13 protein-coding genes are annotated in these 14,521 nt (G+C 62.2%); 1 reads left to right on the top strand and 12 read right to left on the bottom strand.

Annotated elements, in window-relative coordinates:
* Positions 1 to 10: 10 nt before the first annotated feature.
* Positions 11 to 1,120, bottom strand: a complete 1,110-nt coding sequence (locus tag IH881_15090; protein ID MCH7869020.1) for a pyridoxal phosphate-dependent aminotransferase — start codon at positions 1,118 to 1,120, stop codon at positions 11 to 13.
* A gap of 132 nt (positions 1,121 to 1,252) precedes the next feature.
* Positions 1,253 to 2,140 carry an SDR family oxidoreductase gene (locus tag IH881_15085; GenBank protein ID MCH7869019.1) on the bottom strand — a complete coding sequence of 296 codons (888 nt, stop codon included), beginning with the start codon at positions 2,138 to 2,140 and terminating at the stop codon, positions 1,253 to 1,255.
* Between the two features lie 106 nt (positions 2,141 to 2,246).
* Here IH881_15085 and IH881_15080 point away from each other — a divergent pair, with 106 nt between their 5' ends.
* Positions 2,247 to 2,963, top strand: a complete 717-nt coding sequence (locus IH881_15080; protein MCH7869018.1) for a gamma-glutamyl-gamma-aminobutyrate hydrolase family protein — start codon at positions 2,247 to 2,249, stop codon at positions 2,961 to 2,963.
* On the opposite strand, the gene menE is transcribed toward IH881_15080, so the two are convergent.
* From menE to IH881_15030, 10 genes are all read right to left on the bottom strand, one after another.
* Positions 2,916 to 4,472: an o-succinylbenzoate--CoA ligase gene (gene menE, locus IH881_15075; protein MCH7869017.1), complete on the bottom strand. Its 1,557-nt coding sequence runs from the start codon at positions 4,470 to 4,472 to the stop codon at positions 2,916 to 2,918. The two genes, IH881_15080 and menE, sit on opposite strands and share 48 nt — an antisense overlap.
* Entirely contained in the window at positions 4,469 to 5,602 is a 1,134-nt protein-coding gene (gene menC, locus IH881_15070; GenBank protein MCH7869016.1) for an o-succinylbenzoate synthase, read from the bottom strand. Before menC ends, menE begins: the two co-directional genes overlap by 4 nt.
* A 7-nt stretch (positions 5,603 to 5,609) precedes the next feature.
* Entirely contained in the window at positions 5,610 to 6,518 is a 909-nt protein-coding gene (locus IH881_15065; protein MCH7869015.1) for a 1,4-dihydroxy-2-naphthoate polyprenyltransferase, read from the bottom strand.
* Positions 6,519 to 6,520: 2 nt separating this feature from the next.
* Positions 6,521 to 7,348 carry a 1,4-dihydroxy-2-naphthoyl-CoA synthase gene (gene menB, locus IH881_15060; GenBank protein MCH7869014.1) on the bottom strand — a complete coding sequence of 276 codons (828 nt, stop codon included), beginning with the start codon at positions 7,346 to 7,348 and terminating at the stop codon, positions 6,521 to 6,523.
* 49 nt (positions 7,349 to 7,397) lie between these two features.
* Positions 7,398 to 8,246, bottom strand: a complete 849-nt coding sequence (gene menH / locus IH881_15055) for a 2-succinyl-6-hydroxy-2,4-cyclohexadiene-1-carboxylate synthase (GenBank protein MCH7869013.1) — start codon at positions 8,244 to 8,246, stop codon at positions 7,398 to 7,400.
* A complete protein-coding gene (menD, locus tag IH881_15050) occupies positions 8,243 to 10,117 on the bottom strand; it encodes a 2-succinyl-5-enolpyruvyl-6-hydroxy-3-cyclohexene-1-carboxylic-acid synthase (GenBank protein ID MCH7869012.1) in 1,875 nt (624 codons plus the stop codon). The genes menH and menD overlap by 4 nt, the downstream gene beginning before the upstream one ends.
* A gap of 11 nt (positions 10,118 to 10,128) precedes the next feature.
* Positions 10,129 to 11,607, bottom strand: a complete 1,479-nt coding sequence (locus tag IH881_15045) for an isochorismate synthase (GenBank protein MCH7869011.1) — start codon at positions 11,605 to 11,607, stop codon at positions 10,129 to 10,131.
* The gene (locus tag IH881_15040) at positions 11,604 to 12,293 is read right to left on the bottom strand and encodes a ubiquinone/menaquinone biosynthesis methyltransferase (GenBank protein MCH7869010.1); all 690 of its coding nucleotides are present in this window, start codon (positions 12,291 to 12,293) and stop codon (positions 11,604 to 11,606) included. The genes IH881_15045 and IH881_15040 overlap by 4 nt, the downstream gene beginning before the upstream one ends.
* Positions 12,290 to 13,072 carry a MerR family transcriptional regulator gene (locus IH881_15035; GenBank protein ID MCH7869009.1) on the bottom strand — a complete coding sequence of 261 codons (783 nt, stop codon included), beginning with the start codon at positions 13,070 to 13,072 and terminating at the stop codon, positions 12,290 to 12,292. Before IH881_15035 ends, IH881_15040 begins: the two co-directional genes overlap by 4 nt.
* A 94-nt stretch (positions 13,073 to 13,166) precedes the next feature.
* Positions 13,167 to 14,021: a transposase gene (locus IH881_15030; GenBank protein MCH7869008.1), complete on the bottom strand. Its 855-nt coding sequence runs from the start codon at positions 14,019 to 14,021 to the stop codon at positions 13,167 to 13,169.
* Positions 14,022 to 14,521: the final 500 nt, after the last annotated feature.

Genomic DNA, 14,521 nt, shown 5'->3' with positions numbered 1-14,521 from the left:
CGAGCCCGGGCTAACGCAGCCGCGCGGCCAGGAGCGTCAACGCTTCAGCGACTCGATCCGGAGGCATGGCGGTATAACAGAGCCGCACCCAGGACGCGTAATCCGCCCCGCAAGACTCCCCCGGTGCCACGAGCACGCCGTCTTCGAAGCAGTCTTCGAGAAAGCCCGAGATGCCACGATCGTCGAGATGGGACGAGACGTCCAGAAAGAAGAAGGTCGAACCGCCGGGTGCGGGCAGATTCAGGCTGGCTGCGGCCTTTTGCGAAACCTCCCGGTAGGTTTCTCGGGTCCGCTCCTGCCATTGCGCCCCGCTCTCGAGGGCCCGCACCCCGGCGAGTTGCCCAGCGGTGGGCGCGTGGTAGAAGCAATGGGTTGCGAGCTTTCGCGCCTGATCGGTAGCCTCCCGCGGGCCCACCAGGTAGCCGGTGCGGTTGCCCGCCATGCCATAGGCCTTGGAGAACGAATACGTCGAGATCGTCCGCTCCGGCGCAACGCGCCCCATCGAAAAATGGCTACCTCGATAGACGAAGTCCTCGTAAACCTCGTCGGATAGCAGCCACAAATTTTCTGCCGTTGCGAATTCCGCAAGCGCGACCAGCCAATTCTCAGGCAGAACTCGGCCGGTCGGGTTGGAGGGGGTCGAAACATAGAGCGCAACCGTTGCCGAGCTGAGTCGTGCGCGCACCGACTCGACCGCAGACTCGGCTGAATCGACACGATCATAAAACGGAACCTCGACCGGCACCCCGCCAAACGACTGCACGATGCCGCGGATCAGCGGCCAGAAAGGCGCCAGGATCAGAACCTCATCCCCCGGACGAATCAACGCCCCGATGGCACTCGACAGCGCGCCGGTCGCCCCTGCACAGACCAACACGTTGTCGGGTTCGCAGGGAAGTTGATTTTTGTGCCGCAGCTTATCGACCAGGGCGTCGACGAGTTCGGGAATACCCCGGGTGTCGCAGTAGCGGTGCATCCCCGGATATTGGTCGACCCTCAGGTCTTCCATGCGTCCGCCCTCGAAGGGCTCCATCCAAGTATCGCCAACATGCAGTGAATAGAGCGGGCCAGGGTGGTCTTTCAGACGATCGGCAAAGGGCGAGTAGACGGCGCCCGGCATGGCGAGCGCGTTTTCAGAAAATTTCGGGAAGCGAGGCAGCGAAGACCCCCTTTCAATCAAAAATCTGAATGGGAGTGCCGCTCGATGGTTCGAAGTTGGAAGAACGTTGAACAACCCCGGGCAAGCGGGAGATCATGAGTCGTCGTTCCAGTTGTCGATGACCATCTCATAGCCTTCGCGAAACGTCGGGTAACGGAAGCGATACCCGGTCGCAATCAGGCGGTCATTGATACAGCGCTTGCTGCCGGCCCGGCGCATCTGGCCCGGTGGCGACCCCGCTCCGAGAGTGGGAAGCTTCACCCCCAGACGATCGGCGAGCCAACGCAGCACGACCGCTTCTTCGGCGGGCTCGTGGTCGACAGCGAGATAGATGTCGTGCATTTCTTCGTCGTCCAAACCCATCAGATGCCGCAAGCAGCCCGCCGCGTCGTCACGATGGATCCTGTTCGTGTAGTGGGGCTCGTCTCCCTGGATCGCGACCTCGCCGTTGCGGACAGCGCGCAACAGACGATCGCGTCCCGGGCCGTAGATTCCCCCAAAGCGAACCACGCAGCCCGGCAACGAGTCCGCCAGCAACAAACGCTCGGTCATCAAAATGATATCGCCGCGGTAGTTGCTCGGCGCCGTATGCGATGATTCGTCGATCTTCTCACCACGTCGTTGGTCGTAGACCGAAGTGCTCGAAGTAAAGAAAATACGCTTGGGCTTTTCACCCAGTTCGGCCAGGGAACTCAACAATCTTCCGACACCGTCGAGGTACGATTTCCGGTAACTCTCCTCATCGCCTCGTGCGGCGCCGGCGGTATAGAAGATGTAGTCGATCGATGTGGGAAGTCCGCCCAGGGTCTCGGGAAGCGCCAGATCAGCTCGTAGGGGCACGATGCCCGCCGGAAGATTCTCAGGATTTCGCTTCAGCCCAAAGACCTCGTGCCCGTCTGCGACGAGCATTTGCCCGAGGGCGCCACCCACATATCCACATCCTGCGATCAGTACCTTGGCCATTGCCCAAGCTTGCCCCATGTCTCCCCCTCGCCCCACCCCTGTTGCGCAACGCGGCGAAGATTCTCCGGCCCTCGCGCAGAACCGGCGAAGCCTTGGAACGGAAACGCCTCGGCGACCTATACTCTTGGGAATGAAGCCGGCGATCGGAATTTCAGAATGCCACGACGCCAGGGGGCGGATTCGCCCGGGTCGCGAGTATCTCTACAACGACATCGCCTATTCCCGGGCGATCAGCGAATCCGGCGGAAGCGCGCTCCATCTCCCAATTCAGGACGATCCAGCGGCGCTGGTAGAACGGATCGACGCGCTGCTCTTGCCCGGCGGCGACGACTTCCCGCCTCCAGATCCCTATCCCGATGGCGTTCAGTTCGAAGCCGCGAGCGAGCGCCAGATCGCCTTCGATCGCGAACTCCTCGCCAGCGCTCTCGAGCGTGGGATTCCGGTGCTGGGAATCTGTTATGGAGCACAATTGCTGGCCCTCGAACTCGGCGGCGCCCTGCACTACCACCTTCCCCACGACATGCCCGATGCCCACGACCACCAACTCGACGACGCCCAGGGCCGCCACCGGCTGGAGTTCGAAGAGGATTCGCACCTGGCATCGCTTTTGGGACCCGACCCGATCGAAGTCAACAGCCTGCACCATCAGGCAATCGCCCTGCCCGGTCCCGAGTTGCGCGTGGTCGCGCGCAGTCTCGACGGGGTCATCGAAGCGGTCGAACATTTAACGCGAAGTTTTTGTATCGGGGTTCAATGGCATCCGGAAAAACTTCCAGCAGCCGCTTCGCGGCCGCTATTCGTCGGCCTGGTTTCCGCCGCGAGAGAGTTTGCGGCGCAGTAGCTTGCCGCTGGCCGTTCGGGGAAGCGATGCAACCTGGATGAACTTCACGGGACACTTGTAGCCGGCGAGTCGATCGCGGCAGTGGGCGCGCAAACTCTCGGCGTCGGGCAGGTTGTCAGCCGCCGATACCAAGAAGGCTACGGGCCGCTGACCGTAGGTTTCGTCGTCCTCTCCAGCAACACCCGCCTCGGCGATCGCCGGATGTTCGAGCAGGACGGATTCGACTTCCGCCGGATAGACATTCTCTCCCCCGGACACGATCAGATCACTGCGACGGTCGAACACCCAGAGTCCACCGTCTCGATCGATTGAACCGATGTCTCCCGTGTGGAGCCATCCCTCGCGCAGCGCATCGCGGGTGGCGTCGGGTCGATCCCAGTACCTGGACATCACCGTGCCACCCCGAACGCAAATTTCACCGGGGCGATCGCGCGCTTGGGTGATGCCTGATTCGTCCACGATCTTGATCTCGGTGCCTTCGAGGGGTCGCAGACCGGAGACGATTGGATCCCCGGGTCTGCGCGTTGCAACCTGGGATGTCGCCTCGGTCAATCCGTAGGTGAGTGCTACCGGGAAGCCGGCATCGCGAGCGGCGGCCAGCAGCGAAGCGGGCACCGGACCTCCTCCCAGCAATACGCATTTTAGTAACGGCGGCGGCGACGCTGCATTTCTTTCCGCGAGAACTCCGGTGAGCATGCTCGCTACGAGCGAGATTCCTGTCACTCTTTTGCGGTCGAGATCGCGGTTGATCTGTTCGGGAGAAAATTTTTCGTGCAGCACGACTGAGGAACCCGCGAGTACGCTGCGCAGTAGGATCGACAATCCCCCCACGTGAAAGACCGGCAGACACAGCAGCCATTTCTCCGTTTCAACGCCGCCGAGTAGCGCCGCCGAACCGCTTGCACTCGCGAGAAAGTTGTTTCCGCTGAGCACAACGCCCTTGGGCTTCCCGGTCGTTCCGGACGTATAGAGGATGAAGCGCGGCGCGCTCAGGTCCAGGTCTTCACCGCACACGAGACAATCGCCCTGCGCGGACTGATCTTGGATCTCTTCGGTCTCTTCGGTCTCTTCGGTATCGACGAACTCGCAGCGGCCTGCCGCTTCCCGGAGGCGGATGCGCACGACTCCCTCGTTCAGTTCGACCGCCTCAGCTTCGCTGTCGCCAGCGCGGTGAATGAAGAAGCGCGCTCCGCTGTCCCGCAGTTCAAATTCGATCTCGGGAATGCGCATGCGCGTGTTGACCAGGTGAAGGACGAAGTCGCCCGAAAATCCGGCGTGGACCAGCAAGGAAATCGCCAGTCCATTGCTCAAGTGAACGGCGACGACACCGCCTCGCTCGACACCAATGCGAGCGAGCGAACTGACCATTTCATCTACTCGACGATTCAACTCGGCGTAGTCGAGAGTCGCTCCATTCCAATCGATCGCGAGTTCGTGCGGTGAAAGGAGCGCCCGCCGCGACAGCCACGAGCTTTGCCAATCGTCTGCGCGATAGCTGGGATCCGTCATGTGGACAAGTCCACGACGGGTTCGGAGAGACATTTGCGCACCCGCGACTCGTCCATCTCGATGCCGAGCCCCGCACGCTCGGGACTCGGGAGACAACCCCCCAGCGCAGGTTCGAGCAGCGCGACGTCCCGCGCCAGCAGTCCACCGGTTGCGAGTCCGCAGGCGGGAATGGCGCCCTCCATCGCGATTGCAATCGCGACCTGGTGCGCCGCAGAAACCCCGACCGCCGAATCGAGCAGCGACGTGACCACGACACCCATGCCCGCCTGTCGCGCGGCCCGGGCAATGCGAAGCGATGCCGAGGGCCCACCCGCCGCGGAGGGTTTGATCACGATCAGATCTGCCGCGCCGGCATGGATTACCCGCAAGGCAGCGGACTCGCCCACGGCCGATTCATCGGCGGCCAATGCAATCGGCGACTTCTGACGCAGTGCCGCCATGGCGTCGAGTGCGCTTTCGACCAGCGGTTGTTCGAGATACTCGATCCGATGGCGCGCGAATTTTTCGAGGGCCGTGAGTGCATCGTCTGCGACATAGGCCTGGTTCGCGTCCAACCGAATTGCAACACTCGGTCCCACAACGTCACGCAATCTGGCTACCCGCTCTACATCGCGAGCGAGATCGAGTGCCCCCACCTTCAACTTGACGGTTCGAAATCCGTTCGCGATTTCGGAACGCGCGGCACGCGCGAGAGAATCGAGATCGTCTCCGGCCACCAGTGCGTTGCATTGAATCACCGGGGGAGCTTGTTCGCGATCGGTTGTCAGAAGCTCGAACATCGGCTTTCGATGGGTTCGCGCCCACAGGTCGAGCACGGCGGTTTCTACCGCCGCGCGCGCGCAAGTCGATGACATCGTCAGCTCGTTGATCTGCAGGGTCAGCTCTTCTCCGACCTCGACCTCGTTTCCGAGCAACTCCCCGGCCGCAGCGGCGAGCACCGAGCGAGAATCTTCCAACGACTCGAGCCCGAAGCCCGGAAACGGCGAGGCTTCCCCCCAACCCACCTCGCCGGCATCCGAAACCAGCCGGACCAGGGTGCCGCAGCGCTCCGTCACGACACCTTGCGCGTTTGCGAATGCCTTGGCGAAGGGCAAGCAGATGGGAAAGAGCTGGGCGCCGGCGATTTTCATCCCGACCTCAGAGCCACCAGCCCACTGCGAGAAGCAGGGAGAAGATCATCCCCAGCCGGGCCGTTGCCGAAAGCGCTGCATTCAGCGTGGGTCCATCGGTGTTTTGGAAGACTTGATCTACTAGACGACAAGCGTGGGGCAAGGTGAGCAATGGCAGCCACACCCAGCTGGATCGCTCGCATACCACCCAGTACACCGGGAGCATCCAATAGGCCAGGCCGATGAGAATGGCATACTCGAGGCGACCTCCCCGGGCACCCAGTCTCACCGCCAAGGTGCGCTTGCCCGCGCGAAGGTCGGTTTCGCGATCTCGCACATTGTTGACAACGAGGGTGGCGGTCGCGAGGGCGCCGACGGGAATCGACGCCAACAACGCCAGCGACGACGCTTCGAGGGTCTGGGTGTAAGTCGTCCCCATCACGGCGACGACACCAAAGAACAAGAACACCATGGGATCGCCCAGACCGTGGTAGCCGAAGGGCCAAGGCCCACCGCTATACGTCACGGCGGCAATGATGGATGCGACACCGATCGCGACGATCGGCCAACCCGCAATTGCCACCAGGTACAAGCCCACCAGGGTCGCGGCGGCAAAGACAGCGACCATCCCCGTTCGCAATTGTGAAGGAGTCAACAAACCGAGCTGGGTCGCTCGGGCCGGGCCGATGCGATCGTCGGTGTCGGCCCCATTTTCGAAGTCATAGACGTCGTTTGCGAAGTTCGAACCGAGCTGGAGCAGCACGGCGCCGAGCAACGCGGCCAGGGCGGGAAGAAAGCGAGCGCCACCCTCCACCGACGCGACCGCCGTACCCACCGCGATGGGGCCGACGGCAACGGCGAGCGTGCGGGGCCTGGCAGCCAACAGCCAGGCCTTGTGGTCAAATCCTCTGGGCGCAGTACTCGGGGTGCTGTCCATCCCTAGGGTCGCCAAGGAAAGCGGGAATAATCTGGCTCGCGCTTTTCCATGAAGGCGTTGCGGCCTTCCTGTGCTTCTTCGTTCATGTAGAAGAGCATGGTGGCGTTGCCCGCGAGTTCCTGAATGCCGGCCTGGCCGTCGCAGTCCGCGTTGAACGCGCTCTTGAGACATCGAATCGCCATCGGACTCATGCTCACGATTTCGCGCGCCATCACGAGGCCCGCGGTTTCGAGTTCTTCGAGGGGAACGACATCGTTGACCAGGCCCATGGCGAGGGCCTGTTGGGCGTCGTACTGGCGACAGGTGAACCAGATCTCCCGAGCTTTCTTCTGTCCCACGACCCGGGCGAGGTACGAGGTACCAAAGCCCGCATCGAAACTCCCGACCTTGGCCCCGGTCTGTCCGAAGCGGGCATTCTCCGCCGCGATCGTGATATCGCAGATCACGTGAAGCACGTGACCCCCGCCAATCGCGTAGCCCGCGACCAGCGCGATGATCGGCTTGGGCATGCTGCGAATCAGGCGTTGGAGGTCCAGCACATTGAGCCGCGCAACTCCGTCGTCGTCTCCGACATAGCCCGCATGACCCCGCACACTCTGGTCTCCTCCCGAACAAAAGGCTTTGTCTCCCTCGCCGGTAAACAGGATGCATCCCACCTTCGGATCCTCGCGAACCCGCTGGAAGGCATCGATCAATTCCTTGACGGTCTCGGGCCGGAAAGCATTGCGAACCTGCGGCCGGTTGATCGTGATCTTGGCGATCCCGTCGTCCAGATTTTCGTAGCGGATATCTTTGTATTCAAGAACCGTCTTCCAATTTTCTGAGCCCATCTTGTTTCCTTGTCCCTGTGCCTGCCCCAGTCACGACTGGTTCCGGCGGTTAGTTTTCCTGCGCGTCGATTTCCGCGAAAAATTCGCGAGCGACGCGACCAAAATCTTGCTGGTTTTCGAGGTGCACGGCGTGGCCGGCGTCGGCCACGATTTCGAAACGCGAATTCGGAATTCGTTCTCCGAAGGCGCGGGCGATCACACAGAACTTCTCGTCCTCGGCCCCTGCGACGAAGCAGGTCGCGACCTTCAGCCCGGCGAGTTCCAGTGGCGCCATCGCTCCGGTCCCCATGCCGCGCAGACTCGCGGCGAGTCCATGGGGTCGGTTGCGCAGACGTTCGGCCCGGGAATTGGCCAGGAAGTCCTTCCCCAAGCGGGACTGGCTGGCAAAAATGGGCTTCGCCATCCACTCGTCGACGAAGGTTTCCAGACCCAGCGAAAGAATCCGATCGGCAAGGGCCTCGTCCTCGAGAATGCGCGCCTTTCGCACGGCGGGGTCGGGGAGTCCAGCACTTGCGCCGACGAGCAGCGCCGAACGCGCACGTTCGGGATAGCGGGTACAGAAGGCGAGGGCGGCCCGGCCTCCCATCGAATAGCCGAGCAGGTGAGGACGTTCGAGGGCGAGTTCGTCGATGATCGCCGCAATCTGATCGACACAGCGATCCATCGAATAGGCGGAAACATCTCCAGGAGCGTCGCTACAACCGTGCCCAACGAGATCGACGCAGACGGTCGTACGCGCTTCACACAACTCGGAGACGACGCCCCGCATACTTTCCGTCGACCCGGTGAAGCCGTGCAGAATCACGACCGGGACCGCATCGTCGTCTTCGCATGGAACCGTCCGCGCGTGAAGGCGAACACCTGCGGCCTCTACAAAATTCGAAAATACTCGCTTCACGCGTCCTCTCCCTTTGTCGTCAAAGTAGCCGTCAAAGCAAGTCCCGTGGCGCTGACCAGCGATCGAAAGTGCTCGAGGTTCGCCTCGCGATCGATCGGTACCTCGATGATCGAAACGCCGGGATGTGCGAGGGACTTTTCGATCGCGGCATCATATTCACGAAAGTTCGCGACCCGGGTATGGGACAGACCGTACAGCGTAGCGGCCGCCGAGAGATCGACACCATGTGGTGTGGTAAACAATTCGTTGAAGCGAATTGACTCGCCGTACTCCGCAACGGGCAGAAACGAGAAGATGCCCCCACCGTCGTTGTTCAACACGACGATCGTGGCTCGCAGGGCGTAGCGGCGCGCGGCCAGCAGCCCGCCGATGTCGTAGAGAAACGCGAGATCCCCGGTCAGCAAGAACACGTGGCCCTGCCCCGCCGCAGCCGCACCCAGCGCGCTCGATACGAGCCCGTCGATCCCGTTGGCTCCGCGGTTCGAGAGCACCCGGAGATCGACCGCACTCGCGGGCATGAACGCGTCGAGATCGCGCACCGGCATGCTGTTGGACACATAGAGGAGCGAGGAGTCGGGGAGTCTTTCGCAAAGACTCCGAGTCGCACGAGGTTCGAACAGCTCCGTTTCACCGCCCAGGCAGCGGTCGAGGACGGCCTGGGTGCTCGACTCGGCCGCAAGAAACGACTTCAGCCAATCGCTCTCCCGTGCCGCGCTCCCCCTCGTCGCGATCGCCGCGCAGAGCCTTTCGCAGAGATCGACCGGATCCGCCAGAACAAAGTCTGAGCTCAAGTGTGACGGCTCGTTCCAATCCCCATTGGAACTCACCAGCACGAGCCGTTCGGGTGGCGTCGCCTCGAGCCAAAGCCGGAACGCCTTGCTGACCGGCGTGCCTCCGAAGCGCAAGATGATCTGCGGGGTGTGGGAGTCCTTGAAGCCCGGGTCGCGCAAGAACAGATCCGATCCCGCGATGATCGGTGCGGCTTCGACGTGTGCACCACTGCGCAACCCCGACGTCGGCTCCGCCAACACCGGCCAGCCGAGCAACCGACCCAGTCGCGCGACCGCGGCTGCGAACCCGGGCGCGTCCAGCGCGCCGCAGGCGATGACTCCCTGTTCAATTAGAAGAAAATCCTCTACGAGTTCATCGATCTGCTTTGTCGACGCCCGCGGAAGTGCGACACGTTGCTGGGCGTAGGGCCGTCCGTCTGTCCGGCCCCGCTCCGCGATGCGATCACCTTGCGACCAATCGGCCGAAGCTTCGGATCGAACCGGCTCCAGGGGTTCGCGCAGGGGCCAGTTCAAGTGCACCGGGCCCGGGTGTGTCCCCTGGCTTTCCCCCACTGCGCGACATGCCATCGCGCGGGCGTAGCGGAGCATCTTCGAACCCGCTTCGGGAACCGGGAGTTCGGCGAAGAAGCGCACTTGATCGCCAAAGATCTTTACCTGATCGATCGTCTGCCCCGCACCCCAGTCTCGTAGTTCGTGGGGACGGTCCGCACTCAAGATGATGAGCGGCACCCCCGCGTGATGGGCTTCGATGACCGCGGGTGCGTAATTCGCCAGGGCGGTACCCGAAGTACAAATCAGCGCCACCGGGCGCCGGCTCGCTTTGGCGAGGCCCAGGGCAAAGAATGCAGAGGAGCGTTCGTCGAGATGAGACCAGGCCCGCAACTCCGGCACACTACCTGCGGCGACGACCAGCGGGGTGGAGCGCGAACCCGGAGAGATGCAGACGTGCATCACGCCAGAGCGCGCGAGCTCTTCGAAGAACGCCATCGCAAACGCGTAGGTGGCGTTTGGAGCATCTGCAGTGCCCCGCATCGCGACGGGTCGCGCGGGTTCATTTTCGATGGCGGTTTCTTTGCTCATTTATATTTCCGTCATATCTCCGTCAACGGTGCGAGCAACGCTCGTAGCTTGAGACGGGTTTCGGCCAACTCGTGGGACGGCTCCGACCCCGCGACGATCCCCGCACCGGCGAACAGCCGCGCGCTGCGACCGCGCAACAGCGCCGAGCGCAGCGCGACCCGAAACTCTCCATCGCCCCGGCCATCGACATAACCCACGGGTCCCGCGTACCAGCCCCGGTCGAGGGCTTCGAAATGTTCGAGCCAATCGAGCGCCGTGGCACGCGGAGCGCCACCAACGGCTGGAGTGGGATGCAGTTGGGCCACCAGATCCAACACACTCGTGGTTCCGCGTCGATGACCGAGCAAGCGACCGCTGAGCGGCGTCTCGAGGTGCTGGATGCCTTCTAGTTTGAGCAGATTGGGAACCGCGGGACCTTCGAGGTTGCCACACGATTCCGCAAGCGCCTCCTGGATCGAATACTTGACCACGTCGTGCTCGTGTCGCTCTTTTTCACTCTCGCAAAGCGCGACACTGAAGTGTTCCTCTTCTTGGGGATTGCGTCCCCGCGGCGCACTGCCCGCCACCGCCGCAGTCGTAACTTGATCGCCATCGAGTGCGACCAGTCGCTCGGGGGTCGCCGAGACGAACAGATCATCGCCGTCTCGGATGGCGAGAGTTGCACACGAGGGAAACATGGCGCGCAGGCTCGAGAGAAATGATGCGAGGTCGAAGTCTTGATCTCCAATCACCCGGAGCGATCTGGCGAGTACCACCTTTTCGAATTTGCCCGCCGTAATGGCGTCGAGCGCGGCTTCCACCTGGGCCAGGTATTGGGTGTGTGTGCGGTCGGCTTGAACGCGAAACTCCGGACCGGGATCCTGCACCTCGCCGATGAGACCCAATTTGGATGGAAGACCTGTGGAATCGAGTTTCCCGTGCGGGGAAGCAGAGGGGATCTCTGCACATAGCCCATCAAAGACTTCATCAATCCGACTATCGGGTTCGACAGCGCAAGTTCGCGTGACCCACGCGAACTTGTCTCGACACACTATTGTGATCTCGGGCAACAACAAGCGGCCAGCGCCGAAGCCATGCCATTCGCTCTCGGGTTCGACTTCGCTGTCGAAGAATGCAAACCCGCCCAGCAGCAGCGGGCCGCGATCCGCGGCAGCGGCCGAGTCCGACGCATCGAGGCAGTGAAGTTGCAGGTTGCTAAAGAGGTCGCGACTGTGGTCGGCGGCATCGGCAAAACGATCGCGTCCCGAAGCCTCGATGGCGTCCAACCGGCCGAGACCCAGGATCGCCAGTTCGCGACCCGGTTCTTGCCAATAAAATGCGTCCGGAGCCTCGCAAGCCAAGAAATCTGCGAGCACGTCGCGATCGGCGACTTTCCATCGCAGCGAAAGCCACTGACTTTGCCCTCGCTCTCGTGCAATCGCTTTGCAGCCCTCGATCGCCCGACAAACCGTCGCAGCACTTTCACGCACGAGCGTCAGATCGAGGTTCATTTCTTGACCCCCGTCAAGATCTGGGCGGCTCCGAACAGCAGACGCCGCTTTGCCACCCCACCGATACCCGCCTTGTCGAGCATCGCGAAGAGTTCTTCGGGGGCGGGGAGATAGGCTGTGGACTCTGGCAAGTAACGATACGCGTCGCGGTCCGAGAGCAACCCGCCGAGCAGCGGAACGAAGCGATCAAAGTAGAGCGAGTGAGCACCGCGCAGCATGGCCGACGAAGGTCGGTCGACCTCGATCACCGCTAGCCGCCCCCCCGGCTTCAAGACCCGCGCGATTTCGTCAAAGACCTCCGGGAGCGACACAAAGTTGCGCAGAGCGAAGCCGCAGGTGACAACGTCGATGCTCGAACTCGCGATCGGGAGCTGCGCGGCGTCGGCGTTTGTAAAGTCGACTTCGATGCCCCGGGCCACGGCACCTCGGAGCATTTCACGGGCAAAATCGGCCCCCACGACCCGGGCCCCGCGCGCGAGAACCTGCTCGCATAGATCTCCGGTTCCACAGGCCAGATCGAGCACCAGGTCGCCGGGACCCACGTCCACCATTTCCAATGCCAGACGCCGCCAACCCCGATCGAGCCCGAGGCTCACGAGCCGGTTCAACAGGTCGTAGCGCGGTGCGATCCGGTCGAACATGTTCTTTACGGCGATGCGTTTTTCGCGGCCGGTCGGCAAGGTCATCGGCGCCATTCTCCTTCCAGGTTCGTGGCTTCGACTGCGGCGAGCGCCCGGGCGAGCGCCGGTCCTTCGCCCTTGGCGCGCAGACGTTCCATCGCTCGGTTGACCAGGGTGCGTTGAAAGTGGAGAGCAACCAGCCGGGTGAGCCGCGGCAGCAGGTCGCGAAAAGCCTGGGCGACGACTTCGGGATCCTCACCGTTGGGGGCCATTTTGCGAACATGATTGTCGAACAGATCGATGCCCAACTCGCTCACCTCGCGGATGTTGCGATCGTGCTGGGCGGCGAGGTTGAGGAATTCGCCGAGGGGAAGACCGGCTCCGAGTACCGCCAGCCCGCTCTCGAGCATCTCCAGATCTGCAGAAGAGAAAAGTTCTTCGCCATCCTGGAGGATCGGCTCAAGGACTCCAGCCGCCTGGGCGGCGGCCACCAGGTCTTCGGGAACTCCGGCTCGGGCCGCAAGCTCCGAGCGCTGAAACTTGCTTTCGCCGACTCGCTGTTCGGCGAGAGCGTGGAGTAGCGCTTCCCGTGGAGCCTCGGATTCGCCTTCGGCCCGAGTCTCTGTCGTGTCGCCCGGCGCCGGGACCCGTTGAATTTGAGCGAGACTGAAGCCCTGTCCCATCAGCGAGCGAATTTGATGAAGGCGAGCCAGGTGGGCGGGGCCGTAGATCGCGTTGCGACCCTGTCGCGCGGGGGCCGGGATCAGGCCCTTTCCCTGGTAGAACCGGATCGTATCGATCCTGACGCCGCTGGCGGCCGCCAGATCTTCTACTTTGTAGTTCATGCAGTTATTCTAAGAGTAACTACTCGAATCGTCCAGAGATCGAGCGAATCTGCCGGAAAAGATCGGTATTTCGGTGGTGTCCTGCCCCGCGGGTCTAGTGTCCATATAGGTCGGTCCATTCAACAAATTCAGCCAGCTTCCATGCCTGCCCTTCGACACCTGCCGCGACCGCGGGCACAGTCTTGATGGTGATGTGCTTGCGCACGAAGTTGTAGTGCGCGAAATGCAGCGAGACGGCCGCCTGTAGGTTCTCCACCTTCTTGCTGAATCCATTCGTGAGCCGCGTGAAGCGCCGCATCGACATCCGCATCGTGAGATTCTGTCGCTCGACGTGTGAAGTGCTGATCCGGCTCACATCGGGATTCCCTGACTCGACCCGCTTGTCCGCGGCGACAACATGCGGAGGCGAGTACCTACCCGCCGCGGCTGGCTCGACTTCGTACCGCTTTACAATCGTGCTCCAGTCGGGCCGGGTCCAGCCCTTCTCGTCTCGATCGCTCCACTGCCCCAGGATCGCGCTGCGATAGGCACCGAGCTTGTCCGTGCTGATTTGGGGTCGGCCCTCGACGCGCTTGGCGATACCCGCCACGAAGATCTTGGCGTCGATCACGGTTCGCTTGCCGACGTGGTGACTCGGCACGAGCTTGGTGTCGGGGTCGAGTGCGACCCAGGTCCAGAAGTCTCCGACCTGGGCGGGATCGTCACCATCCCGGACGCGGTTACGCTTCTTCCCGACATAGGCCCAGATCTCATCCAATTCCAGAAAGTCACACTGGACGCCATGGATTCGCTCGTCCATGAGACGCTCGCAGCCCTTCCCGACACGGATGGCCAGACGGGTGATAGTGTCGCGGTGGACACCCGTCATGCGCTCAACCGAGCGGATCGAGGAGCCTTCCACGAGTGCCCCGATGATCGTGATCTTCTTGTCGATGCTGAGTTCTGCCATGGATTTAATGTAATACGTTTATTCAGTGATGTCAATGATTATTTGTATGACAGTTAAGATTTTGTGTGCTACAGAAAAGGCATGACAGCGAAAAAGAAGAGGCCACGAGGCAGGCCACCCATGGAGAAGGGCCAGGATCGAGCCTCGGTAATTACGCTCAGGCTCAAGCCCTCTGAGCTGAAAGCTCTCCAGAACGCAGCCAAGGGGGACGAAAAGACCCTCTCAGCCTGGGCCAGAGGTGTACTATTCGCCCAGGCTGATTTGAGCTAAGATCTGGCGACGTGGAACACTCGGGAGTCGAACCCGACGGAGATGGCTGTAAAGACCTCTGCCGGCAACCTGCGTGCCCCACGCCGCTATGTAGTGGCCCTAGGCGACCAACGAGCTATCCCTGCAAGGATTTAGGGCTCGTTGGTCGCTTTGTCATTACGGCACCTGACGGCGGGCCGTGCCCGCCAGGGCCTTGGTTTTCTTACCATTCCCTAACCTCCTGTATGAAG

The organism is Myxococcales bacterium, assembly GCA_022563535.1.
In the GTDB taxonomy this organism is placed as follows: Bacteria; Myxococcota_A; UBA9160; order UBA9160; family UBA4427; genus DUBZ01.
The sequence above is the reverse complement of the archived record's forward strand: the minus strand, read 5'-3'. Positions and strand labels throughout refer to the sequence as shown.